This is a genomic window from Cyclobacterium sp. 1_MG-2023 (genome assembly GCF_030546805.1).
In the GTDB taxonomy this organism is placed as follows: domain Bacteria; phylum Bacteroidota; class Bacteroidia; order Cytophagales; family Cyclobacteriaceae; genus Cyclobacterium.
In genome coordinates, this window is sequence record NZ_JAUOPC010000019.1 from 1 (window position 1) to 26,372 (window position 26,372).

At 37.6% G+C, this 26,372-nt stretch carries 25 protein-coding genes; 22 read left to right on the forward strand and 3 right to left on the reverse strand.

What is annotated here, in order from left to right:
- Window positions 1-460, reverse strand: a 460-nt coding sequence (locus Q4534_RS22040; protein WP_303615321.1) for a tyrosine-type recombinase/integrase, incomplete at its 3' end; no start/stop codon positions are given.
- Window positions 461-923: 463 nt separating this feature from the next.
- On the opposite strand from Q4534_RS22040, the gene Q4534_RS22045 reads away from it, so the two are divergent.
- The 16 genes from Q4534_RS22045 to Q4534_RS22120 all read left to right on the forward strand — a co-directional run bounded on the left by Q4534_RS22045 (window position 924) and on the right by Q4534_RS22120 (window position 17,817).
- Window positions 924-1,430 (forward strand): ATP-binding protein, encoded by a 507-nt coding sequence (locus Q4534_RS22045; RefSeq protein ID WP_303615322.1) that lies wholly within the window; start codon window positions 924-926, stop codon window positions 1,428-1,430.
- 101 nt (window positions 1,431-1,531) lie between these two features.
- Window positions 1,532-1,960 carry a hypothetical protein gene (locus Q4534_RS22050; RefSeq protein WP_303615323.1) on the forward strand — a complete coding sequence of 143 codons (429 nt, stop codon included), beginning with the start codon at window positions 1,532-1,534 and terminating at the stop codon, window positions 1,958-1,960.
- A gap of 181 nt (window positions 1,961-2,141) precedes the next feature.
- On the forward strand, window positions 2,142-3,425 hold the full coding sequence (locus tag Q4534_RS22055) for a DUF418 domain-containing protein (RefSeq protein ID WP_303615324.1): 1,284 nt from the start codon (window positions 2,142-2,144) through the stop codon (window positions 3,423-3,425).
- A 401-nt stretch (window positions 3,426-3,826) separates the two neighbouring features.
- Complete coding sequence (locus Q4534_RS22060; protein WP_368509169.1) at window positions 3,827-5,053, forward strand: adenylate/guanylate cyclase domain-containing protein; 1,227 nt, start codon at window positions 3,827-3,829, stop codon at window positions 5,051-5,053.
- A 320-nt stretch (window positions 5,054-5,373) separates the two neighbouring features.
- Complete coding sequence (locus tag Q4534_RS22065) at window positions 5,374-5,967, forward strand: hypothetical protein (RefSeq protein ID WP_303615326.1); 594 nt, start codon at window positions 5,374-5,376, stop codon at window positions 5,965-5,967.
- 249 nt (window positions 5,968-6,216) lie between these two features.
- The gene (locus Q4534_RS22070; protein ID WP_303615327.1) at window positions 6,217-7,701 is read left to right on the forward strand and encodes a BNR-4 repeat-containing protein; all 1,485 of its coding nucleotides are present in this window, start codon (window positions 6,217-6,219) and stop codon (window positions 7,699-7,701) included.
- A gap of 513 nt (window positions 7,702-8,214) precedes the next feature.
- Entirely contained in the window at window positions 8,215-9,216 is a 1,002-nt protein-coding gene (locus tag Q4534_RS22075) for a hypothetical protein (protein WP_303615328.1), read from the forward strand.
- A 184-nt stretch (window positions 9,217-9,400) separates the two neighbouring features.
- Window positions 9,401-10,033, forward strand: coding sequence for a ferric reductase-like transmembrane domain-containing protein (locus Q4534_RS22080; RefSeq protein ID WP_303615329.1), 633 nt, complete (start codon window positions 9,401-9,403; stop codon window positions 10,031-10,033).
- A gap of 156 nt (window positions 10,034-10,189) precedes the next feature.
- Complete coding sequence (locus tag Q4534_RS22085) at window positions 10,190-11,296, forward strand: hypothetical protein (protein ID WP_303615330.1); 1,107 nt, start codon at window positions 10,190-10,192, stop codon at window positions 11,294-11,296.
- A 179-nt stretch (window positions 11,297-11,475) separates the two neighbouring features.
- Entirely contained in the window at window positions 11,476-11,838 is a 363-nt protein-coding gene (locus Q4534_RS22090; protein WP_303615331.1) for a nucleoside hydrolase-like domain-containing protein, read from the forward strand.
- A gap of 311 nt (window positions 11,839-12,149) precedes the next feature.
- A complete protein-coding gene (locus Q4534_RS22095) occupies window positions 12,150-12,593 on the forward strand; it encodes a GNAT family N-acetyltransferase (RefSeq protein ID WP_303615332.1) in 444 nt (147 codons plus the stop codon).
- A gap of 152 nt (window positions 12,594-12,745) precedes the next feature.
- Window positions 12,746-13,774, forward strand: a complete 1,029-nt coding sequence (locus tag Q4534_RS22100) for a serine hydrolase (protein ID WP_303615333.1) — start codon at window positions 12,746-12,748, stop codon at window positions 13,772-13,774.
- Between the two features lie 931 nt (window positions 13,775-14,705).
- Window positions 14,706-15,275 (forward strand): Crp/Fnr family transcriptional regulator, encoded by a 570-nt coding sequence (locus Q4534_RS22105; RefSeq protein ID WP_303615334.1) that lies wholly within the window; start codon window positions 14,706-14,708, stop codon window positions 15,273-15,275.
- Window positions 15,276-15,336: 61 nt separating this feature from the next.
- Window positions 15,337-16,329, forward strand: coding sequence for an NAD-dependent epimerase/dehydratase family protein (locus Q4534_RS22110; RefSeq protein ID WP_303615335.1), 993 nt, complete (start codon window positions 15,337-15,339; stop codon window positions 16,327-16,329).
- 103 nt (window positions 16,330-16,432) lie between these two features.
- The gene (locus Q4534_RS22115; protein WP_303615336.1) at window positions 16,433-17,248 is read left to right on the forward strand and encodes a helix-turn-helix domain-containing protein; all 816 of its coding nucleotides are present in this window, start codon (window positions 16,433-16,435) and stop codon (window positions 17,246-17,248) included.
- Window positions 17,249-17,322: 74 nt separating this feature from the next.
- Window positions 17,323-17,817 carry a VOC family protein gene (locus Q4534_RS22120; protein WP_303615337.1) on the forward strand — a complete coding sequence of 165 codons (495 nt, stop codon included), beginning with the start codon at window positions 17,323-17,325 and terminating at the stop codon, window positions 17,815-17,817.
- Window positions 17,818-18,071: 254 nt separating this feature from the next.
- On the opposite strand, the gene Q4534_RS22125 is transcribed toward Q4534_RS22120, so the two are convergent.
- Window positions 18,072-18,668, reverse strand: coding sequence for a TIGR00730 family Rossman fold protein (locus tag Q4534_RS22125; protein ID WP_303615338.1), 597 nt, complete (start codon window positions 18,666-18,668; stop codon window positions 18,072-18,074).
- A gap of 335 nt (window positions 18,669-19,003) precedes the next feature.
- Here Q4534_RS22125 and Q4534_RS22130 point away from each other — a divergent pair, with 335 nt between their 5' ends.
- The 6 genes from Q4534_RS22130 to metK all read left to right on the forward strand — a co-directional run bounded on the left by Q4534_RS22130 (window position 19,004) and on the right by metK (window position 26,012).
- Entirely contained in the window at window positions 19,004-19,582 is a 579-nt protein-coding gene (locus tag Q4534_RS22130) for a non-canonical purine NTP diphosphatase (protein ID WP_303615339.1), read from the forward strand.
- A gap of 39 nt (window positions 19,583-19,621) precedes the next feature.
- Window positions 19,622-20,251 (forward strand): uridine kinase, encoded by a 630-nt coding sequence (udk, locus tag Q4534_RS22135; protein WP_303615340.1) that lies wholly within the window; start codon window positions 19,622-19,624, stop codon window positions 20,249-20,251.
- Window positions 20,252-20,413: 162 nt separating this feature from the next.
- Window positions 20,414-20,791 carry a hypothetical protein gene (locus Q4534_RS22140; RefSeq protein WP_303615341.1) on the forward strand — a complete coding sequence of 126 codons (378 nt, stop codon included), beginning with the start codon at window positions 20,414-20,416 and terminating at the stop codon, window positions 20,789-20,791.
- A gap of 109 nt (window positions 20,792-20,900) precedes the next feature.
- Window positions 20,901-23,858 (forward strand): protein translocase subunit SecDF, encoded by a 2,958-nt coding sequence (gene secDF / locus Q4534_RS22145; RefSeq protein WP_303615342.1) that lies wholly within the window; start codon window positions 20,901-20,903, stop codon window positions 23,856-23,858.
- Between the two features lie 147 nt (window positions 23,859-24,005).
- The gene (locus Q4534_RS22150; protein WP_303615343.1) at window positions 24,006-24,677 is read left to right on the forward strand and encodes a hypothetical protein; all 672 of its coding nucleotides are present in this window, start codon (window positions 24,006-24,008) and stop codon (window positions 24,675-24,677) included.
- An 81-nt stretch (window positions 24,678-24,758) separates the two neighbouring features.
- On the forward strand, window positions 24,759-26,012 hold the full coding sequence (gene metK, locus Q4534_RS22155) for a methionine adenosyltransferase (RefSeq protein ID WP_303615344.1): 1,254 nt from the start codon (window positions 24,759-24,761) through the stop codon (window positions 26,010-26,012).
- Window positions 26,013-26,062: 50 nt separating this feature from the next.
- Here metK and Q4534_RS22160 read toward each other — a convergent pair whose 3' ends face one another.
- Entirely contained in the window at window positions 26,063-26,284 is a 222-nt protein-coding gene (locus Q4534_RS22160) for a hypothetical protein (RefSeq protein WP_303615345.1), read from the reverse strand.
- Window positions 26,285-26,372 lie beyond the last annotated feature (88 nt).

A 26,372-nucleotide genomic window follows, 5' to 3' on the forward strand; every position in this document is an offset into this window, starting at 1 on the left:
CAGGTTTTTCTACTTCCAAATAAGTTTTAATTCCTCTTGAAAGAAGGCCACAGAGAGGGACATACCGGTCTTTTCGGCCTTTTCCTTCCCGGACATGTAGCATTTTCCGGTCAAGATCGATATCCGTTATCTTGAGCTTGCAACATTCAAAGTTGCGTAGTCCACAGCCATAAAGTAAAGCGAGGATAAGGCGATGTTTGAGTAGTTTTGGGGCTTTTAAAAGCTCCTTAACTTCCTGCTGACTAAGGACGACAGGAAGTTTTTTTGGTCGTTCAATTGAGGGCAGAATAACGCTGCTTTCTTTCCTGTCAAAGATTCGAAAAAGGTAGCGGAGTCCGTAAACGGTGTGTTTAAAGAAACTGTCGGAGGGAGTATGGTGCTTACGCTTAAGGAAATGGAGGTAATCCTGTATGACTTCGTCATCAAGTTTAAGCAGATCAGAGTTGAGATGCAGTCCCATATGGGACAAACATCGGGCGTAATTATTGAGAGTGCTCTGACTTTTCCCCGAAATGGTTATTGATCTACGGAGTCTTTTGAGTTGTAAATCAAAGCCTGGTACATTTTCACAGGCTTTTTCAATGATAGATTGCTTTTTTTTTCATAGCTTAAAATGTTGAATATTAATGATAAGTCTAATGTAGGAAGAAACGGCAAAAACTGCCGGCTTCCTGCCTTAGCAGGATTCGTTCAACAACGTATATAGCTCATAGCTAGTAAGTTGCTTAATTCAAAGTTAAGGCATATTTGCAAGTCCGCCAAATTTTTTAATTTGGCTTATTGAGAAAAAAGATAATAAGAAAAATAAAAAAATTCGGCTCGTGCTTCATCCGAAAATAATTTTATAATTTGCACGCTACGAGCCATATAAAGAGACGTTAGGTTCAAGCAGGAAGAAAAAAAACCATAATAAGAAAAACTGAATGAGTAGAATACATATTGTTTTTGGACCTCAAGGGGCAGGAAAATCAACATATTCAAAGAAATTAGCAGACGAAGTTAAAGGGATTCATTTAGGAATAGATAATTGGATGTGGAAATTGTATGGAGATGATCTTCCTAAATCAATGAATCTAAAATGGATTATGGAAAGAGTTGAAAGATGCGAAAAACTAATATGGGAATTATCAGAAGATATATCTAATCGAGGATGTGATGTGATACTTGATCTTGGATTTACTAAGCGAGAGAAAAGAAAATTATTCCAGCAATTAGCCGAAGAAAACGGTAAAGAGATTCAATTACACTATGTGTCTGCAAAACACCCAATTAGACGAAAACGAGTTTTAGATAGAAACGTGAATAGAGGTGAAACTTTCTCATTCGAAGTAACACCAGGAATGTTTGATTTTATGGAAGGAGAATTTCATAAAGCAACAGAAAGCGAATTAATGAATGCCGTAATAATAGATACCAACCCTAAAGAATAAGAGCCAGCACACAATAACTAAGCATTCTGACGGCTGGAACAGCCTAGGCTGAATGCAGTCTGCAAGTGAAACAAAACTCGAACTAAAATAAAATTATTGACATGAAAGCAAAATTGAACTTTAGGAAACCATTTTCGACATTGATATTGGCATTACTTTTTTTGGCCACGACATCTGAGTTGTTTGCTCAAGAAAAAATAGCTGAAATAAAAGATTTTAAAGTTATTGTTGAGAAAACGGACAATGGAATAAAAATGAAAAGCAAAAAAGGTAGTGCTTGGATAGACTTGTCGTTTAGCCTAGATAATTATCGACCACAAGCAGTTGATGAATATGGCATGACTGAATTGAAAAATGTTTCTGTAAATAAGGACGAGAACCTTGCTGACTTTTTATTTACGATAACTAAAACGGAAAGCGGAATTGAACTCAAGGGAATGGAAGGAACAGCGTGGACCGAATTAAAATTTTCTCTTGCCAAGAACGAAAAACAGGCAATTGATCAATTCGGCATGACAAACCTGAACTAAAAACGCCTATCCACAATATCCAAGCATTCTGACGGCTTGCCCTTCGGCAGGCTTAGTAACCGGGCTCAGAGCGTCGTTCTTGGGGCCTAGTCTTGGAGTTCACTTTAGTAATTGGGAAACAAGGGCTACCATATGAAATGGTTTCTTCTTTTGTTTTTTAGCGCTTGGCTAATCCTTAAAAATGTCTACATTGATAAAAGCCACAGAACCATTGGAGCGAATCCCTTCTCTAGACTTTTTGAGAGGAATTGCAATTCTTGGCATCCTCTTTATTAACATAGAGAATTTCGCTTATCCTGACCCTTGGAGTCCATGGAAATATGGTTATGAAGGAGCTATTGATTATTCAACCCGATTTTGGGTATATTTTTTAACTCAAGGAAAGTTCTATACCATGTTTGCACTGCTTTTTGGAGTAGGTTTTTATATTTTCTTAGAAAGACTGGAAAAAAAACAATTAGGGCTAATGTCAATGGACATTTATGCAAAAAGATTATTGTGGCTTTTTGTCATTGGAATTGCCCACTCCTACCTTATTTGGAACGGAGATGTTCTTTATCATTATGCGATTTGTGGATTCCTATTGTTTCCTTTCAGGTCCATAAAAACCCCGAACCTTTTACTCATTTTAGCATTTCTAGCAGTACTGCAGCTAGCTAAATCTTATGATCAAACAATGAATCGGAAGGTCAGGCAAGAAAGCTATATAAAAGCACAAAGCCTACAGGAAGATCAGCGATCAAGTGAGGACCATAAAAGCATTCAAATCTGGGAAAAACAAACGAAGAAAAAAGAACCGGACACTTCAACATACGTAGCTCCAAAAAAAACATATTGGATAGGGCTGCAAGAAACCTATGAACATGCAAGTGCTCATAAAGGGCTTCTTTACTATCAAGGACTGCTATTCCCCTCTCTTATTATAATGATTTTAGGAATCGTCCTTTATCGGTCTGGAATATTCCATAATTATCAAAATTGGAAATATTATTGGATTGTCTCTTTTAGTATTCTCAGCGTAGGATTAATTATCAACTATCTTGGATTTTACCAGTGGACTTTTGAATATTTCGAACCCGTAACTGATATCTGGGAAGGCTTTCTTTTTACATTTCCAAAAGAAATTCTTGGAATAGGATACGTCCTGATATTGAATGGAACCTTTCAGAAATTTTTAAAGTCAAAAAAATCCAACTTAATCTCTAAAGTGGGAAGAATGGCCCTAACCAACTACATCTTTCAAAACATAGTACTAGGGTTTATCTTTTACGGATACGGACTGGCATTATTTAACCAATTCTCTAGAATTGAGCTCTTATGGATTGTAGGAATAATTTGGACTATTCAATTAACGCTAAGCTGGCTCTGGTTAAGAAAATTCCAACAAGGCCCATTAGAATGGTTGTGGAGAAAATTAACTTATCGTGGTCTTGATAAAGCCATTCCAATAAAAAACGGAAGATAATTGATAGGTATTCTGAAGGCTGGACCTTTGACAAGTTCAGGGACTGAGCTTTGGGACCGGGCTTGGAGGCATGCTTAGGAATCAGTCAAGAGACCAGACTAAGAGGTCACCCTGAAATAGACTTTTAACGGGTTGCATAACCACTTCAGGTTCAACCCGGCGTTGCTATATCTTAGCCTTTAGCCGATATTATTCCACCTCATTTATTGCCAAGTAGGAATTGCCCGCTCAAGCGAGTGGGAAAACGCCTGTTTTTTTTAAGGCAATGAAAAAATCACCCCACCAGTTGGTAGCCAGGTATTTGATTAAGCGGTTCTAGTCCTTATATTGTCTTCTTCAAACATTAGATCATCTATTGTTAGCTATACTTAAAGGCAATCTAAAGAAAAAGGAGGACCAAAATGTCGAATGATGATAAAAACGAATCCGGATTCTTTCAAAAATTGATTGATATTGGCGCTAATAAAAATTTTTCTATAACTGAAATTAGGTATCTACGCGTAACGAATATAGCCTCTATTCTAGGCGCCTTATATAATGCAATTTGGATGCTCCTTTCAATTATTCTCACGGACTCCCCAATAATTTACGGAAGCAATGCACTCTTGGGATTGATGTTTCTAATGGTGCTCATTTTTAACAATAAAGGTTGGCGGGTATTGGCAACTACATGGCTTATTATTGCGGCGTATATTTCCGTTCTCCTATTTCTTTATTTACTGGGATATACCTCAGGCGTGGCCTTCATTAGTTTCTTAATCATTATCCTTCCTTACATGACTTTCCCCCGAAAGGCAAGGAAAATAGCACATGGTTTTGGTATACTGGCTTGCTTAACCTTGGTTGTAACTGTCATTCTTCAATCAAATATTACTGCGCAATATGATGAAGTAGATCCCTATTTATTACAAGTAGTTAATATTAGTATAACCGGATTCATTTGCCTCGCCATTATATGGAGTATGTCTGTTTTAATTGATAGTTCGGAGGAATCCTTAATGGCTGAACAGAAAAAATCAGACAATCTCCTACATAACATTCTTCCGGTCAAAGTTGCGAAAGATCTAAAAGAAACCGGTAAAACAATACCCCAAAGGCACCAAAAGGTGACTATATTATTTACTGATTTCAAAGGTTTTACGGAGTTAGTTTCATCCATTTCAGAGATCACTTTGGTCAATGAATTGAATGATATTTTTGGACGGTTCGATGAAATCGTTGAGGAGGCAGGAGTTGAAAAAATTGAAACCATAGGTGATGCCTATGTGGCTGCATGCGGGCTTGGTGAAGGAATAACGGAGCATGCCAAGAACTGCATTTCAGCCGCCCAACAGATGATTTACTACCTTGATGAAAGAAATTTGACCCATGAAATAAAGTGGAGGATGAGAGTTGGTATACATTCCGGACCAATTGTGGCCGGAGTCGTAGGAAGGAAAAAATTCAGATATGACCTTTTCGGAGACACTATTAATACAGCAAGTAGAATGGAGTCATCCGGAGAACCTGGCAAAATAAATATTTCAGCACCAACCTATCAGCTTGTCAAAAATGACATTGAATGTGAATACAGAGGGGAAATTTATGCCAAAGGAAAAGGGGAAGTGGACATGTACTTTGTTAAATAACCTATTGGCAATAAGCGCCCTTGGTTGGCAAAAATTAATAAGCCAAGATTGTGCCGGCTGTAATGTTAAATTGTCCTTATGAAAAGGTACAATATACACATCGCTTTTGGACGATCAATAAATTGTATTTATGGGTACGTTTGGCAGTTTTTCCGAGGTTAGATTCAATCCCAATGATCCGGTCCTACCGAAAACAGTCGAAATTAAACCCTTTGTTACTACCACCAACCAATAGCATTTACTAGTAAAGGGAAGCTATATTTAAAACCTTAGTAATTGTAATAAAATTTAATCTGACAGGTCCTATTAAATTAAATCATATGAAAAATCTATTCTTACTAATACTTGCAATAGGCATACTTACCGCCTGTGAGGACTCCACTAAATACGGCATCACCAATCAACCTTCGCTAGCTGATTATCAGGTGGGTGAGAAATGGGTCTGGAAATACAAAGGTGTGACTACGGAGGGAGAAGTACGCTCGGATGGAAAAGATACGCGAGAAATAGTCAGTATTGACGGAGTATTAGGAATGACAATCGGTAATGACACCATTCCTGTATCCGAAATCGTTAAACCGGAAGAAAGCGAAACACCTAAGTATGCTTGGCCCCTGGAAGTGGGTAAAAAGTGGAAATATGAAAACAATTGGACAAGTCAAGATGGAACAACGGGAAACCAAAGTCAAGTGGCTGAGATACTGTCCTACCGAGAAGAAACAGTAGAAGCCGGAACTTTCATGGCTTACACAATTAAATACACTGGTAAAACCACGAACTCCAGAGGGTATAGTGCCAATGAAGAAGAGATTTGGCTGTATGCTCCCGAAGTTAAAACATTCATTAAACTGACTCAAAATCAAGGTGATTTTTTGTATATAGAGGAACTAATTGAATACACAAAACCTGAATAAATTAAACCATTTTTTAAGCACTAATAAAAACAAAGCACCAAAACAAAGCCTGCTAATCGCCGGACCCCATTGACACCCTTCGACAGACTCAGGGATCGGCAACTTGGCCTAGGATCCACTATCAATCCTTATAAATAGATTGAATATGGTTTTTCATCTTTTGATTTCTTTTATTAATATCGGCTGGCGTAGCAGGATTCGCTCAAAGACAATAAGTAACAAATAAACCAAAATAGACTTTAAAAAATTATGGAAGTAATTAAAAAGACAATCCTTTTCTCATTCTGGTTGGTGTTAGGGCTCAATTCGGTAAAAGCGCAGAGCGATATTTACGGGGAAGCCAGATTGATAAATAAGCAAGCTGAAGGGTACAGAGGAATTTGGTATTATATCAATACTGCCGGACAGGCAGGAAAGGTCACCAACCAGTACAAATATAAATATAGCGGAGGGCTGGGGACCTATGGTGCTACGCAATACCCTTTCTCAGTTTATGCGGAAGAGGTGGACAAAACCTTTTTCTGTTATGGTGGAACCGACCAAAATGGGAAAACCCTGCTGCACATGGTCTCCTATTTTGATCACAAGACTGGCCAGGTGCCTCGTCCCACCATCGTTCTCGACAAAGCCACCGAGGATGCCCATGACAACCCCGTGCTTCAAGTGGACAAAGAGGGTTATATATGGATTTTTTCGACTGCCCACGGAGTCGAAAGACCTGCTTTTATCCATAGGAGTGTAAAACCTTACGACATTTCTGAATTCGAATTGATGCCGGCAACGAAAACCGTGGATGGCAAAAAAGTGCCATTAAATAACTTTTCTTACATGCAAATTTACTATTCCGATACAGATGGTTTTATTGGTCTTTTCACCCATTATGAACAAATTGGCGGTCGTGTCATTTCCTGGATGAGGAGTGAGGACGGAATAAATTGGTCTGAATGGAAAGACTTGTCCTTACTGGGCGATGGCCACTACCAAACAAGCGCAAATCAAAGAAAGCGAATCGGTACTACCTTTATGTATCACCCCAACAGAAAGGCAAGGGGTGGCCTGGACTTCCGAACCAACCTTTATTATCTTCAGTCGGATGATTTTGGAAAAACCTGGAATACGGTTGATGGGGCAACAATAGATTTGCCACTGAGGGAGATAGCTAATCCGGCAATGATATACGATTACGACGCTGAAGACCGCAATGTTTATATTGACGATTTAAATTTCGACAAGGAAGGAAGACCAATAATTTTATACAAAACAAGTAATGGACCCCTGCCGGGACCGGTTCACGGACCGCGAATGTGGCATACTGCCTGGTGGAATGGGAGCAGCTGGGAAATCCAATATTTCACACCCGCAGGAAACAACTATGACAGCGGTTCCATCTATGTCCAAGAGGATGGAAGTTGGAAAGTAATCGCCCCAACTGCAATGGGTCCACAAGATTACAACACCGGTGGAGAAATGGAAATGTGGGAGAGCAAAGACCATGGAAAAACCTGGACAAAACTGAAAATGTTGACCTGGAATAGCAAGTACAACCATAGTTATGCCCGGCGCCCTATCAATGTGCATCCCGACTTTTACGCTTTCTGGGCAGACGGCCACGGGCGTGAACCTTCAGAATCAAGATTATACTTCTGTGATAAAGAGGGTAACGTTTACCGACTTCCTCAACAAATGAAGGGTGATTTTGCAAAACCCGAGTTGTATACATTTAAAATGAAATAAATGCTGCACAGTCCCTTTGGCACCCCGCTACCAGTTGACACAAATAAATACCCTAACCTATTTGAATTCGTTGAATTTGAAGTCAGGAAAGAGGGTTATTTGAATGGGTAAACTTAAAATAGGGACAAGTATGCTCCGACCTATCTTATCTCAGAAGCCAAAATTTAACTTATGCTTTTTATTTAAGGGATCTACATGCTCGGGAATATGTGGAAGCTTGAAAATAAATATTCAAAGACCTGAAAGTCATATTTCATAATGCACCTTCCCTTATCAAAACTGGACAGGAAGAACGAGCCAACATCATTAAGCACTTTTAGGCGTAATTGGCTTTAGGTCTACTGTTTTTAGTAAAATGCTTAGGCCAACTGGTCTAAATTTAGGTGGTAAAATTAAGATTGGTTTCACTTTTACCATTATTGAATTCACTTTGATAATAACAATACTACAAAGCCACTTCATCTTTGCAGTAACAATTGATCAAAAACATTATCAAAGCATTAAAAAAATATAATGATGAAGTATCTAAATATAAAAATCTTATTCTTAGCGATTTTCACCTCCACAATTTTACTTTCATGTGAGGAAGATGATGACATGGTGACGCCGGTTGAGGAGCTAAATATCCCTTCAAACATAAGTATTGAAGACAATGGTTTCTTCCCGGAAGATGTGGTCTTTGCTAACAACAGCATCTTTGTCAGTGGTTATGGAGATGGCACAATTAAATCAATAGATTTAAGCCAAGAAACGGCAATTGCTCAAGAATTTGTTGCTGCAGAACATGATTACTATTCACGCTGGGGCTTGGCTTCAGATGGGACCGTCTTGTTAAACCTTCTAAACAACCCTAATTTTCAGGACATCACAATGAATGGGCCTAGTAAATTGGTTGAATACAATTTGGCAACAGGTGCCAAAACAAATGAGTGGGCACTTCCTGAAAATACAATCGGCAATTCGGTACAAATAGTGGATGGCAAGTATTACGTATGCGATTGGAACCCAACCGCAAGAATAATACAAATAGACCCAGCGACCGACAATATAGATGCTACCTGGTACACGAATACTACCGACTGGGTTCCTTCTTCCGGCGGACTTGGAGGGGTAATTTATAACAACGAAGGAGGATTTTACATCGCTCAAGGAGGGAAATTCTGGTTCCTACCAGTTACCGATGGTACTCCCGGAACTTTGGAAGAAGTGTCTATTTCCGGTATCAGTTCAATCGATGCCGACGGGATCACTTGGGCAGGGAACAACACATTTTATTATGCAGAAAATGATGCTACTGACCCGTCCGGTAACTTTGGTAAAGTATATAAAGTGGAATTAAGCGACCCAACTACGGCCACAGGAAGCATATTGAGAGATGGCTTAAATGATTCATCCGGGGTGTGGTTTTTTAGCAATAATGATAAAGATTATCTTATAATACTTGAATCACAAATTGGAGTATTCTTTGGGAATAATATAGTTTTACCCTTCAATATTGAAATCATCGAATTATAAACGTATTTCATGAAATTTAATCTGATCCTTTTCTCAAAAACCCGGCTATTTTGGGACTATTGATAATAAATCAGGACCAAAAATAGGGCAATGGTCATTATTAAATTCCCAACAGTCGATTATCATTCGCTAGTCAGAGGCTTTGGAAAAGTAATTTTGATTTCAATTAGAAAATAAATACAAAATGAAATTTATAAGTAAAAATTACGGTTGGATAATTGTAGCCATATTGGCAATATTACCCATGTTTGTCATTTTGAGAATGATAAATCTTGACTTTATCAATGGCTTTTCCATCACTTTAGTGGAAGGTACAGGAGAAGGAAGTAGAACAACATTAGAGATGCTATATCATGTTACCGGCGAATTTGCCATTCGCTGGATGACCGCTGTTTTGACCTTGACGCCTTTCTATGTTTTATTTGGGGTTAGCAATCTCTATGTGCGACAAGCCATGGGGATTGCAACAGCCATTTGGAGTTTCTTGCATTTCATCTTTTTTATCTGGGCAGAGGGTTTTCTCGAGACCTTTTCACAATTCAATTATATCGCTGGATTTATTGCAGTATTGATTTTAATTCCATTGTTTTTTACTTCTAATCGAAAGTCCATGAAGTGGCTAAAATCAAAATGGAAAAAGTTACAAAGTCTGGCTTATCTAGCCATTATATTGAGTTTGTTGCATGTTGCGATTTTAGAAAAGACTTGGATAATCTATGCAGTAATCGTGATTGTAGGATTTATCATCAGAACCCCAACTGTTAAAGAAAGGCTACTTGCTTTTCGCAAGGAAAAAAGGAGGGTCAATACCTTATAGGATTACTTGAGAAACTAACACCATATTCAAATAAGCTTTTTGTAATTGAAACACTGCAATTAAGTATTTCGTTGCCTTAACCCTTTTTTCTCTGGTAACAATAAGATACCTTTAACCATACAATTTTTTAAACAATCCATTAAGGAATATCAATTCATGAAAAAAACAAAACTTTTTTACCTATCTGCAATTATGCTATTTATTGCTTGTGTAGGAGAAGACGGTCCACAAGGTATACAAGGAATCAACAGTTTAATAAATATTTCGGATGAAATGAGTGGAAGTAATTGTGTAAATGGTGGCCTCAGAATTGATGCCGGTTTAGACGACAACTCAAATGGAATACTTGAAAATAACGAAATTCAAAATACAAAATATGTCTGCAATGGGATTAATGGAAGCAATAGTCTCACCTCTGTAATAACAGAACCAAGGGGAGAAAACTGTGAAAACGGTGGTATAAAAATAAATTCTGGTATAGATATTAATAACAATGCCATCTTAGATGATAGCGAGATTATGTCATCTACATTTGTATGTAATGGAATTGATGGTAATACTAGTTTAACCAAAATCACCAATGAAAACTCAGGTTCGAACTGTGAAAATGGAGGGTTAAAAATAGAATATGGACTGGATAAAAACAGTAATGGGGAATTAAATGATAGTGAGGTTCAATACACAACCTATACATGTAATGGTCTAGATGGCAACTTAAGCCTAATTAACATTACTGATGAAAAAGAAGGAATAATGTGTGAGAATGGGGGGATTAAAATTGAAGTAGGAATTGACTCAAATAAAAACAATTTATTAGATGATAACGAAATCCATACAACAAAATATGTCTGTAGTAAAACAGATGGAGTAATAAATGAAGAAATTAGGTTAAAAGTTGCGGATGGCATAGGTTCAAGTGCCAACACAACAAGCTCCACTCCTGTTATAGTTTCGGGTATAACATTTACCAAAAGTAATTTTAAAAATGTAGGGGCTATATTTTTTGAATCCGACCCACATGTTGCCAAAAACAATAATTACGCATTACTAGAACTGTACAATATTACAGATGGTGTACCAATATCCAATACACTCATTAGGACAAATAATATTTATGATTTAAAAGAGAGTTTAATGACTGATAATATTATTGACTATCTTCCAGACCATAAAATTGTTTTGGGAATAAGATTAAGTTCAGAGATTGATGGAGAGTTCTCATCTAGCGGCATCCCCTATTTAATTATAAAAATGGATAATTAAAAAAACTTTTTTCTATAAAGGCTATGGGCAATAACTTGTTTTGGTCTTATCAGGTAATCTCCTTGAATTTACAGATTGGCCTGTGCTTACCTGGTCAGGTGTTAACTCCTGTAATTACTCCAAGTCGAGACTTCTTGCTCATAAGCGTGTGAAAGAAGCCTATTTCAGTAACTACGAAGATGGTGGCAGAAAAGAAAAATATTCTTAAAGTTATTGACAAATACGACGAAGTAGATGAGAATCTAAGAAAACACGACGCTGATTTTCCAACTGTAGACTATTTACGTTCGATTACATTCGAAGGCTTAGGAAACAATCACCATATAAATATCAAATGGGGCTTTGGTAAACAACCTTGGCAAGATATTATTGGTGAAGGGAAGGACCATATATCCGTGTTGAATCAACGAATCATTTTATTGATGGCCATGGTAAAGCTTCAATTTCCAGATGGAGTAAGGATTTCCAAGCCGAGTTTAAAGCACAATCAGATTGGATGTTACCCTAAAAATTCAACATCTTGCGATAACAGTTGGTATTGATCAACAATAAGTTCGCTTCATATGGGGCAATTAAAAAAATAAACTATATTTATTATTAAAACAATTTGCTCCCTAATCTATATGCTTACTTTTCAGGCAATATGGTCGAAAAAACATTTCTGTGTCAATAACTGATACCGCCACTATAATTTCCTTATGGATTAGGCAGTTAAATTTATCGAATTAAATAAATGTTATGATATCAGCCCATGGGATGAATTGGCTGAAGTCAAAACGATCAAAAAGGACCTTGAACAATAAACCCATGCGGGAGGCCTTGGCTATCAACCAAAACCTCGGCAATAATTAGAATGACAAACAGGATAGATAATATTGACAAACACGAATATGGAAATGTGGTGGCCCTTTGGGAGGCCTCCGTTCGTGCTACCCATCATTTTTTGAAAGAAGAGGACATTGAATATTTTAAACCCCTGATTTTCCATACTTATTTAGATGCAGTTGAATTAAAAGGTATTAGAAATAAGGATAAGAAAATAATTGGATTTCTCGGAGTAGCCGACCAAAACTTGGAAATGCTGTTTATCCATCCTGATTATAGAGGAAATAACTTAGGGAAAATATTATTGAAGTATTCAATTGATCAATTAAATGTGTCAAAAGTGGATGTCAATGAACAGAATGAGCAAGCCGTAGGATTTTATAAGCATTGCGGATTCGAAACCAAAAGGCGCTCAGAATTGGATCCTACAGGAAAACCCTACCCGATTTTACATATGGAATTAAGAAAATAAATGGATAGTAAGTATCTCTTTATTAGAAAAGCAGTTGCATTGATCAAAGGATTTGCATGAGCCATAAACAGTAAGCCATATAAAGGTTCTAATCCATCATAAAACGGAACAAAAATTTAACATCTTCTCTTTAGCCACAAACTGACCCAAAAATGATAAAAAATAAAAAAGCCAAATGGATTACAAGGGTGGTATTGCTTGTTGGAACTGTTATTTCATTGTTTTACGTGCCATGGATTTTAGTAAAGGCTTGGATATTACCACTACCCGATACAATTCAAGAACAAGTAGATGAAGCCATTGGACACGGATTCGATGGAATGATTGTCTACGTCGATCAAGCGGGGAAACCACCGGAATTTTACACAGGAGGCTGGAAGGATAGACAAAAAAGAATTCCTGCCGACCCCAATTCTTTGTTCAAAATTGCCAGCATAAGCAAGTTATATGCAGCTGTAGCAGCCACTAAATTGGTCAAAGAAAACCGTTTGTCATTTGACAAAACACTTGCGGAATATCTTCCGGAATTAAAAGATAGGATTGAAAATTCAGAAGAAATTACCCTGAAGATGATGATTCAACATCGGTCCGGTATTCCAAATTTTACAGATAACCCTGCTTATTGGAACAACGAAGAGGAAAACAGCAAAGATGCCCTAGAGTTTGCCCTCGACTTACCTGCAAAGTTTAAACCAGACAAAGGATATGGGTATTCAAACACAAATTATTTGTTATTAAGAAGGATTATGGATGATGTTTTAGGTTATAATCACAACGAATACATCAAAGAAAAAATATTGGTACCCTTGGGTCTAAAAAACACGTTTTTTTCGATTACTGAGGTTGATTTAGATGATGTAATGAGCGGATACTATGTTGGGTATGAGGAAGATTTCAAAGCCAATGAATATGGAATGTTGGCTACAGCAGAAGATGTGGGCGATTTTATTCGCGCCTTAAACGACGGCTCTGTATTTGACGAAGGCGAACAAGAAATCTATCCCTACGAATACAACCATGGAGGATTGGTTGTCGGCTATCAAAGCCTTGCCGAATACCACAAAGACATAGACGGGGTAGTGGTTCAATTTATTAATACTACAGATTTTAATGGTTATGAGTGGAACCTATCGGAAATTACAATTAACCGAATTGTAAAAATCATACGAAAGAATAACTAGCAAACCGGGTTATTTAATAAAGCGACAAATAAAGCACATGGACCTAAAAAAAAAGGCTAAAAAAACAATCCCGAATTTTACTCTTCCCTTTTTTTTACCAGATAGGAGTACAACCGTTTTCCTCTCTTATTATAGATAGCTTATAATAGCAATTGCAAATCTTCCAAATACTACCTAAGTAGTTGTTATGTATAAATTTTGGTTTAACACCCCAAAGATAATTGCAATCCTGATCAATTATTTTTTTTGAATTTCACGGGCTTTTTCCCCTCAGCAATTACAGGCTCTACATTTCGATCCCATTTTTCCCATTCTTTGCTATAAACTTACCTTTTCCATAATAGAATTACTCCTTTATAATTGTTCATCAATAAAAACACCAAAAGAAAATATACATTAACAACAAGAGAATGTTGAAATCTTGGTAAAGGAGTAGTAAGTTAATTAAACAAAAAGAACTTTAAATCAGGGTACAATTTACCGCAAATGAACAAAACAAAGAGTTTAAACCTGAAATATTTAAGTTTGGAGAAGAAGTCGTGCTTTAGGCAATAATATAGGATAGAACCGTGAAGGGGGCTCCGTAGATACAGGTCACGTATCTAACCTTCAGTCCGGCTCTTCGCTAAAATGGTCCTTCTGGATCATATATTGACACATGGTCCTGCTTAAGATGGCGCTAACCCAACACCTTGCTTCTCATCAAATCTGGCCGAAATTCAACCTTCAATATTAGCCACTTAATTAAATTCGGGTAACAGCTTGTCTCGAAATTAATTGGGAACTCAGGCGCTTAAGAGATCCAGATGAAACTCGGTACCAGCCACGGATATGCTTCGGCACAGGTTTTGACCCGTTGGAGCGATCAGCTTTTTGACCTATATTTACCAGTCAAGGTGGCCAAGCCTTACTTTATCATTAGTAGCTATCAATGGAAAATCTAATCAATCGTATACAATCAAAAGTCACTTTAAACCCATACGAGATTGATTTGATCAAAAACCAGTTCATTACTGAAAAAATTTCAGCGCAAACCATACTTTTAAAAGCCGGAGCAGTGGAACGGTATATTTATTTCTTAGATACCGGAATTGTTAAAGGTTATCAAAATATTGATGGAAAAATTGTAGTGCAGCACCTTGTAGGAGATCAAGATTTTTTCACCTCTTTGGATAGTTTTATGACCCAAACACCGGCATTAGATTATTATGAAACCATTACGGATTGTAGCCTTGTGAAAATTTCAAAATCAGGTTTTGATATTTTACAGAGAGAAACAAAATTTTGGGACCTTTTTGTCAAAGAAATAACCAATGAACATTTAAGCTGCAAGTTAGAACGGGTGAAAGATTTTCAAATATTAACGGCAAAAGAACGCTATCAAAAATTTGTCCGGCAATACCCTAAATTAGCTTTAAATGTATCCATAGACAATATCGCTTCATTTTTAGGTATGGAGCCCCAATCTTTAAGCCGCATTAGAAAACAAATCGCTATCTAACAAATGTTATTCTTCAGCTCATAAAAGGTCTCGAAATTTGTTCAAACAAAATTTAAGAAGAATGAGTACAGAAATTTCATTGGTTACAGGTGGAAATGGTCATTTAGGGAACAATTTAGTTAGGCTACTGCTTTCTAAAAATATAAAAGTACGAACGACTGTTAGAGATATTGACAACAAAGAACCATTTAAAGGCCTAGATTGTGATGTTGTTCAAGCCGATATTACCGATAAGGAATCTCTTAAAAAAGCCTTCCTAGGAATCACCAACCTATATGCCGTAGCAGCAAATTTTAGTATGTGGGCTAGAAACCCTAAAATTGAAATCTACGACAATAACATGCAAGGAACCCAAAATGTCTTTGACATTGCCAAAGAATGTGGGATCAAAAACATCGTTTATGTAAGTTCAGTCGCTAGTTTAGATTTTACGAAATTACCGGCCAATGTAGCCAATGGGTATAATAAGGACCGAAAAAATTGGTATTATAATTCTAAAAATGATTCGGATAAGTTGGCCTTAGCATTGGGAGAAAAATATGGCATCAAAACTGTTCTGGTTTTGCCCTCCGCAATGATTGGTTCTGTAGCTTTCAATTTAAGCTATTCTAACAAACTCGTATGGCAGATTTTAAAGGGGGAAATACCCGTTGACACCAATATTACGTTGAACTGGGTAGATGTGAAAGATGTAGCTTTAGGTACTTATAAAGCTATGATAAAAGGCAGGGATGGTGAAAGATATATCTTATCTAACGAGAAACACACTTCATTACAAGAAAGTGTAAAAATCGCAGCCAACTTATTTCCTGAACTAAAATTAAAAACTCCTAAAAAAGTACCAAAAATTCTATTGTATACGGTAGCCGGTTTAATGGAATTTAGCAGTAAAATCACTGGAAAAGAGCCGCTCTTACAGAGACAATACCTGGATATGTTTTATGGTTTAAAACAAGATTATGACATCAGTAAATCAAGAAAAGAATTAGGCTTTAATCCTCTACCCTCTAAAAAAGCTTTGGAAAATGCGCTAAGCTATTTAAAAAACCATTAAAAAGTCGCCCAAGAAAAACGGACATACGGGTCCGAGAGGCATAATGGCAGATATATTAGAAATGTCTATAATAATTACATGGGTAAGATAAAACTTTTGATCAATGAACTACCAAACATTTCAACCCCACCCAGATTTAGAAGCTTTTGTAAGTTGTTACTGGACCTTAGAAGCCCCTGCACAAAATAAAACAGAAAGACAGCGGATTATTCCGGACGGTTGCATTGAAATGGCATTTATACTTGGAGACGACATTAAACGATACACTTCCCAAGATGAATTTATCTTTCAGCCTCGTGCGATGGTACTTGGTCAGATAATGAAACCATTTTATATCGAGCCAACAGGCAAGGTAAATACATTTGCCATTCGATTTTATCCCTACGGATTTGCCAATTTTGTTAACCAACCCATTAAAAATTTAGCCAATAAAGAAACACCAATAGACGTATTGTTTGGAGCGGAAAAGGCAAAAGAATTGGAACAAAAAATAATTGAGGCAAAAGACGACAAACATCGAATAGAAATCATAGAAAACTTCTTTTTAGAAAAACTAAATGACAAAACAACCATAGATCACATAGTAAAACATACCATAGATGCCCTCCTATCATCGAATGGAACTGCATCTATAAGCACCATTCTTCAACAAGACTTATCTAAAAGAAGACAACTGGAAAGAAAATTCATAAAACAAATTGGGGTGAGTCCAAAACAATTAGGTAAGGTAATTCGATTACAAACCGCTTTAAAAATGTTGCTCAACAGAAAGACAGAAAACCTTACCAATATTGCCTACGAAAGTGACTATTTCGATCAAGCACATTTTATAAAAGACTTTAAGGAATTTACAGGAATTAACCCAAAAGCATTTTTAGGGAATGAAAACATGGCACTTTCTACCCTTTTCTACAAATAGCCGGGTGTCGCATTTTTACAATTTCCAAAAAATTATGTAGGCTACATTTGTTTTGTCAATTCAAACAAAGCAATATGAAAAAGCCTTTACATTATGTAGCCATAATACTATTCCTTTTTAGTACTGCCTGCGATAGTCAAAATAAAGGTGAAGCCGAAGCAATAGCTGTTAACAGTAACCTAAATCAAAAAACAAACGAAATGAAAAGTCATTTTTCAATGTTTGAAATTCCTGCTATGGAAATTTCACGAGCCGTAGATTTTTATCAAGCCATCTTAGACATCAAGATTGAGCAAATGAAATTACCCGGAATGGAAATGGGAATATTTCCCTACGAAGACCAATTGGTTACAGGGCTTATTATAAAAGGCGAAGGTTATCAGCCATCGACTGAGGGTGTAACTTTATATCTTAATGCCGGAGAAAAACTCGACCTCATTCTTGAACGAGTGGAAAAAAATGGAGGAAAAATCATTCTACCAAAAACAGCCCACGCAGATGAAAGTGGTTTTTTTGCTTTGTTTGTAGACAGTGAAGGCAATAGACTAGGGTTAAATTCATCAAATTAATCCCTCAAATAGACTTTTGAGACGAAGTTTATCCGATTATGTGGGCATTTTTATCCCTTAATCAAGCGGGGAACTTGGCTTATATTCAGAACGGACCTGTCTTTAGTAGTGGCATTGTAAAGATGGAGAAACCTCTCAGGACGCCAAATGGTAATCTATTTCTTATGCTTATAAATTTTATGAACTTAAACCCTCCAGGGATAAGCGTTTACAATTGTTACTGAAGACCAAGGGATAAACCTTGAATACAGGGTTTAGCTTTTATCTTTCCTTCTTTGCAACCAATCTGGTGTACCGGAAGGTTGATAGGCTTCCATTTTGTCAAGTAAAGCAACCGGATCATCCGCAACAATTAAATTACTCAACTGATCCGGTTTTAAAAATCCCTGGTCACCTACATGGTCCAAAAAGTCCAATAGCTTGTCATAATAGCCCGATACATTGTACAAGGCAAGTGGTTTTTGAATGTACATTAGCTGATTGAGAGTCATGACTTCAAACAACTCCTCTAGTGTACCTATGCCCCCGGGCATGGCTATAAAACCATCCCCTTTTTCTGCCATTAGCCATTTCCTGTCTCTCATTGTTTCCACAACAATCAAATCCGTACAACCCTGATGGGCGACTTCTATGTCTACGAGTTTTTGAGGGATTATTCCATACACCGGACTTTTGGAGGCAAGCATCTCATTTGCAATAATTCCCATAAGCCCAACTTTTCCTGCACCATAAACCAGCCCCAACTCCCTTTTGACCATTTCTTTGGCCAAGGCTTTTGCTTGGTCTGAATATTCTTGAAGAATTCCTGTGTTTGATCCGCAATAGACCGTGATGTTTTTTAATGGAAACATATAATAATAAATGATTTTAGTATTTAAAGGGCAAGCATAGCAATACCTTTTTCTATCTCCCTTTTATAATTCTTATACCGCTTGGTTCAACTTTCAATTTTGACCTGATTCTTTATGGTCTTCAAATATAAACTCCTATTCTCTAAAAATTGATATCCGAAAGCCCACTAAGCTACAAATGCTAAAAGAAATTGATCATCTCTTTAAATTGATTTAACCTATTCATAACTTAAAAATTGGCCCATATGGAGAAAAATAGAACCGAAAAATTTCTTTTCAATCAAAAAAGTAGGTTTAAGGAAAGATTTCTGGAAAAGCTAAAGTAATTTTACACCATGAAAATTTGCTTTGCGACAAATAATTCGAAAAAATTAAAAGAAGTTAGGGCTGCTTTGGGGGATGAGTTTGAGATAGTCTCCCTTGAGGAAATCGGCTGTAAAGAGGAATTACCTGAAACGGGTGACAAACTAGAAGACAATGCTTTTCAGAAAGCCAGGTATGTCAAAACCCATTATGGAGTAGACTGCTTTGCAGATGATACCGGTCTGGAAGTAGAAGTTTTAGATGGTGCCCCCGGTGTATATTCAGGTAGGTATGCCGGAGAACCTAGAAGTGATGAACGGAATGTTAATCTATTGTTAGAAAACATGCGTGGTAAGCAAGAGCGAAATGCAGCTTTCAGGACCATTATTGCTTTGATAATCGGGGAAAATGAATGGGCATTTGAAGGGAAGGCTGAAGGAGAACTTTTGGACAAACGATCCGGAGAAGGTGGCTTTGGCTATGACCCTATCTTTAAGCCCTTGGGTTATAAGAAAACCTTTGCTGAGTTAAGCATGGAAGAAAAAAACACCATCAGCCACAGAGGGAAGGCAGTAAAGCTACTGGCCTCTTTTTTAAAAGAGAAAGCTTAAGAACTGCATGAGATTGAATGACACCCTAATTAACATTTTATGACCAAGCCATTTATCATAGGAATCACCGGAGGAAGTGCATCAGGTAAAACCCACTTTTTAGACAAGCTCTTGCATTCTTTTGAGCCGGGTCAAGTTTGCTTGATCTCACAAGACAACTATTATAAGCCCAGGCACCAGCAACCTATGGATGATCGGGGCATTCATAATTTTGACACACCCAATTCCATTGATTTTGAGCAGTACGCAGATGATATTCGTAAGATTCAGGAGGGTCAAACCATAAATCGACAGGAATATACCTTCAACAATCCCAATAAAAAGCCTAAAATGCTTACCTTTTCTCCTGCCCCCGTGGTGGTGGTTGAAGGAATTTTTGTGCTATATTATCCTGAGTTGGCGAATTTACTGGACCTAAAGGTCTATATAGATGCCAAAGACCATATCAAGCTGAAGAGGAGAATTGTGAGGGATAAAGTAGAACGAGGTTACGACCTGGACGATGTATTGTATCGCTATGAGCAACATGTAATGCCTACCTATGAAAAGTATATCGCCCCCTTTAAGCATGATGCGGACATAATTGTCCCCAATAACAGTGATTTTAAAAAGGCCTTGGAGGTAATAAAAACCTTTTTACGTTTTAAAATAGGCGAGGAACGATCCTGATTCTCTTCTTTTATTCCCCGATTTAAAGTGTCAAAGCAAACCTTTATTTTCCAAACCGCCCTCAATTAAAATATAAATACCTGTATTACAGACCCTTCCAAAGCAAAAATTAAAAAGGATAGCCATACAGGAATTGAAAAAACTTTTTTATATTTGCATCCCATGAAACTGAACAGGAAAAATAAAGGATTGATGCGCCAAAGGCTGACATTACTGATCGTAATGCTTTTCTGCGTGTTTGTTTCCAGTTCAGAGATTGTTGTAAGCCTTGACAGCCAAGACAGGGCACTTGAAGTAAAATTGGACTTATCCTCTACCAACGATGAGGGTCCTGCGGAAGACAACCAAACATTTATTCATTCGAATATAGATGCAGTTGTTCCATTCGTACTGTACGCATTTGATTTCATCTACAATTTTATTTATGAGATCATTGTAGCAGCGCTTCCTCAGACCAATTTCCTATTGGGTACTGAACTTGAATACAATCAATTATTCAAAATACTATTTGAACAGATTATATCTGTCAATGCCCCCTGAGTAAGCCCCTGCTCACTATTTTCATTTGCCACCATTATTGAATCATGGATTCAAATGAAAAATTCTACAATAGAAATCAAATACAACATTTAATAGTTAATCAACAATCATGAAAAACAAAGGGATAATCGTTTTTTTTACGGTGGTCATTACAGCCCTATGTCTGTATTATTTATCATTTACATTGGTATCAAACAATGTTCATGAGAAAGCCACTACTTATGCAACTGATGCCTCAGGCAACGTCGATTTTGACAAAAGGCAAACCTACCTTGATTCTGTATGGAGAGAGCCTGTTTACAATTTTCTAGGCATACCATTTACTTATCAGGAAGTAAAGAATACGGAACTAGGCTTAGGACTGGATCTTCAAGGTGGTATGCACGTGACATTGGAGGTTTCTCCGGTAGAGATCGTAAAAGGACTAGCAGGTGGCAGCAAGGATCAAGTATTCAATGAAGCTGTTGCGGTAGCGAAAGAGCGCTCCAAAACAGTAAATGATAAATTTGTAAACATCTTTTATCAGGCTTGGCAAGAAAAAGCAGGTGACAAATCCTTGAATACAATTTTTGCAACAGCAGCCAATAGAGGAAGGATTTCTCTAGAAACCTCGGATGCAGAGATTTTAAATATCATAGATACTGAAGTAGAAAATGCGATTGACCGATCTTTCAACATCCTAAGAACTAGAATAGACCGGTTTGGTACTTCACAGCCAAACATCCAAAGGATTCAAAATACCGGTAGAATTCAAATTGAACTTCCCGGTGTAGACAATGCCGAAAGGGTAAGAAACCTTCTTCAAGGTGTTGCCAAATTGCAATTCTGGCAAGTAGCAGAAATAGATGAGTTTGGTGATGCATTGCAACAAGTCAATGCATTTCTTATGGAAGAAGCCGAAAACCAAAAGGCATCAAGCCCCGCTGCAGAAACGACTACTTCTTCGGATACAACAGATTTGGAAAGTGACCTGGCCAAGCAATTGGCTGAAGGTGCTACAGATGCTGATTCTTTAGGAACTGAAGCTTCTCCAATTTTTGCTTTGTTGAAAGCAAATTATGGACTTGTTTATGAATTAAGAGATACCATTGCCATCAACAGGGTTTTAAATAGAGAAGATGTAAAAGCTTTGCTACCGAGAGATGTGAAGTTTATGTGGTCTGTCAAGCCTCAGGTGCAAGACGGAATGGACCTGTTGGAATTGCATGCCATCAAAGCCCCACGTGGTACAGATCAAGCTCCTTTAGAGGGTGATGTAATTACAGATGCCAGACAATCATTGGATCAAACTTCAAGACCTGCTGTAAGCATGCAAATGAATGCTGAAGGTGCGAGGAGATGGAGAAAATTAACGGCTGAAAATATAGGTAAAAGGATAGCCGTTGTACTGGATAATTATGTGTACACAGCGCCTACAGTTCAAGGAGAAATTCCTTCAGGACAATCTGAGATTACCGGGAATTTCACCATGGAAGAAGCCAAAGATTTGGCCAATATATTGAAATCCGGAACCTTGCCTGCTCCTACCAATATCGTGGAAGAAGCCATTGTGGGTCCTACTTTGGGTGTAGAAGCAAGAAATCAAGGCATCAACTCAATGGTTGCCGGTCTTGTATTGGTGGTATTGTTTATGATCGCCTATTACTCTAAAGGTGGTTTTGTTGCCATCGCGGCATTGTTGTTCAACATCTTCTTTATTCTTGGAATCCTTGCTCAATTAGGCGCAGCCTTAACCCTACCGGGTATTGCCGGTATTGTACTTACCATTGGTATGTCCATTGATGCCAACGTGCTTATTTTCGAAAGAATTAAAGAAGAGCTAAAAAATGGCGCCGGTATTTTGCAGGCAATAAGCAGTGGTTATGACAAAGCATTCAGTGCCATTCTGGATTCAAACGTAACTACCTTCCTTACAGGAGCCATACTCTATGCTTTGGGCCAAGGTCCGGTAAAAGGTTTTGCGATTGTATTGATGATAGGTATCGCCTCATCCTTCTTCTCAGCAGTTTTTATCACAAGAGTGATTGTGTATTGGATGAGTAAGAAAGGCGAGAAAAGCAATATTTCTTTCGCTACGCCATTTGCTAAAAACATGTTTAGCGACCTAAATATTGACTTTTTAGGAAAACGTAAGGTAGCTTATTTGATCTCTACAGGTATTATTGTCGTTGGGATGATTCTTGCCTTAACCTCAGGCATCAAATTTGGCGTCGATTTCACCGGTGGTAGATACTATGTCGTTGAATTTAGCGAATCAGTTCCTGCTTCTGAATTAAAAGTTGGACTGGACAGTGAATTTGATGGTGCAGTGGAAGTCAAAACTTATGGTGCAAACAATGTCTTAAAAGTAACCACTTCTTACTTGGTAAACGAAGACAATGATGAAGCCAACAGAGAGGTGGAAGACAAGGTTAGGAATGGTATCGCTGCTGTAACCGGCTTTAGTTATTTGGAAGATGCCACCAAGCTTTCCGGAAATGATTTCTCAATCACAGGTTCCAATAAAGTAGGAGCAACGGTAGCAGATGACATCAAAAACTCCTCTTTAGAGGCGATGTTCTTCTCCCTTATAGCCATTTTCCTTTATATTTTACTAAGGTTTAGAAAATGGCAGTTCTCACTTGCTTCGATTATCGCATTGGTTCATGATACCTTTTTCGTTATCGCCGCTTTTGCCATAGCAAGTGCATTTGGAGCCACTTTTGAAATCGACCAAGTATTCATTGCTGCTGTATTGACAGTAATCGGTTATTCAATAAATGATACGGTAATTGTATTTGATAGGATCAGAGAGAATATTGCTAGCCGAGGCACAAGCAAAATTGTCAAAATGTTCAATGATGCAATCAACCAAACGATGGCCAGAACCCTGATTACATCAGCAACTACATTAATTGTAGTACTGGTATTGTTAATATTTGGGGGAGAAGTGCTAAGAGGATTCTCTTTCGCCTTATTAATAGGTGTCTTGGTAGGTACCTACTCTTCCATCTATATCGCAACTCCGGTAGTTGTCGATTTAATGAAAAAAGAAATTGAAAGTGAAAGTGAAGTTCCGGTAAAATAAGCGGAATACGCCACATTTTTTCATACAAAAGAGCCATTCTACTTTAAGAATGGCTCTTTTTCTTTATAAATGCAGATTAAATACCCTGAACAGGGTATTGATTGAAGTTTTAGTTATTGATACCTTGCAGACCTATCATATTGTCATATGCAAATGTCATTCTATTCCATCGCGTTAATTCTTGGGATTTTATTTGCCACACTTTATTTGTTTTTGGGCTTCCATCCTAAAGAATATAGAAAGATTAACTTTCTGGTATTATTTATTCTATTTACAGAACTACTTTCTGTAATCATATGGTCCAACTCCAATAAAGGTGGGGATGAAAATCTCTTCCTATACAATCTGCTATATGTATATGTAAGGCCTACGGCAATGTTACTATTGTTTAGCCAGCTCCCTTTTAGTTGTCAACTCCAGAGAACGGTCTTCCCTACCATTTTTGGTTTCTTGATAACCGGTGGACTTATCAGCACCTTTCTCCAACCCCTAGGTGGGGCCATTCAGTCTTATAGTTATTTACTCGGTCACGGATTGGTGCTATCCTATAGTGTTATCTTCTTTAAAGACATATTGAAGCAAAGCAAGTTTAGAGACATCAACTTGCTGTCTTTGCCCTATTTTTGGATGGCATCCCTGATTTTGTTTTCCTACGGAGAAAGATACATATTTTTTATTTTAACCTATTATTACCCTTCTATAGGAGATTATAGTATGGGCCATGTTTTTATTTGGGTTCAATTCTTGGCGGGCATAATGTACTTATCATTAGGGCTTTCCTTTTTTGCCCCCAGGGTTTTCAATAGATACTATACTTAATAATTGTCGGCTTTTGAAAATATAGTTTTTAATTTATAACCTTTAAATGTAAATTTAAACTTTAATCAAAAAACGCATTGTATGTCCTATCTATTCACTTCGGAATCTGTTTCCGAAGGTCATCCAGATAAAATATCTGATCAAATATCAGATGCAATTATTGATAATTTTCTGGCTTTCGATCCAAATGCTAAAGTAGCTTGTGAAACCCTCGTCACCACTGGTCAGGTTATTCTGGCGGGAGAGGTCAATTCATCTACCTATTTGGATGTGCAAAAAATTGCTAGGGATGTTATCAACAGGGTGGGATACACTAAAAGTGAGTACATGTTTGATAGCAGCTCCTGTGGTGTTCTTTCCGCCATTCATGAGCAATCTCCTGACATTAACCAAGGTGTAGACAGGAGTGAACCTGAGGAGCAAGGAGCGGGAGACCAAGGAATGATGTTTGGGTATGCAACCAAGGAAACCAGCAATTTTATCCCATTAGGACTTGATTTATCTCATAGGTTATTGAAAGAACTGGCTGCATTGAGAAGAGAAAATGACCAAATCACTTACCTGCGTCCCGATTCTAAAGCCCAAGTGACCACTCAATACAGCGATGACAATACCCCGGAAAAAATCGTGGCTATTGTAGTATCCACACAACATGACGAATTTGGCGAGGAGCAGGCCATGCTGGAGAAAATTAAAAAAGACATTGTTGAAATTTTGATTCCAAGGGTAAAAGCCCAGTTACCGGAAAGCATACAAAATCTCTTTAATGATGACATCCTATACCATATCAACCCTACAGGAAAATTTGTAATTGGGGGACCGCATGGAGATACAGGGCTAACCGGAAGAAAAATAATCGTTGATACTTACGGTGGAAAAGGAGCACATGGAGGCGGTGCATTCTCCGGGAAAGACCCTTCAAAAGTTGACCGCTCTGCAGCCTATGCCACTCGACATATTGCCAAAAATTTAGTGGCCGCAGGCATTTCAGATGAAGTATTGGTGCAGGTTTCATATGCCATTGGCGTAGCCAAGCCCATGGGACTGTATGTCAATACCTATGGAACAGCCAATGTAGATTTGTCAGATGGCGAAATTGCTAAAAAAATAGAGAAACTATTCGACATGAGGCCTTATGCCATCGAAAATAGGCTGAAATTGAGAAACCCTATCTATGAAGAAACAGCAGCTTACGGGCATATGGGAAGAGAAAATGAAGTGATAACCAAAACCTTTGTTGCGCCTGATAAAGCTTCTATAACTTTGGATGTGGAACTATTTACTTGGGAAAAATTGGATTATATAGATCAGATTAAAAAAGAGTTTGGTCTCTAAACCAATATTTTAATATCATTTTAAAAGGCAGCTTCAACAGCTGCCTTTTTTTATTTAATCCTAGCCAGCCAAAAGGTCACCCTACTCGCTTTTAATCTGAAATAGGCAATAGACCAGCTTTTAAGATTTTTATTGTCAAAACCGGGATAAAGCAATGGCGGGATTATTGCTTTAACTCCATTCATTGATAAGCTGATACTTAGATTTATTGAAATCCCGAAAACAAAAGACTGTCCACAGGGCCTTTCTATCGACTCATCCCGGTAAGTCATATCTGAGAGATTAACTTAAGTACACTTATTGCGTAAATAACTATTAGGATTTATTCGGTAATTCCTTTGGCCAGTGATGGCATGAAAA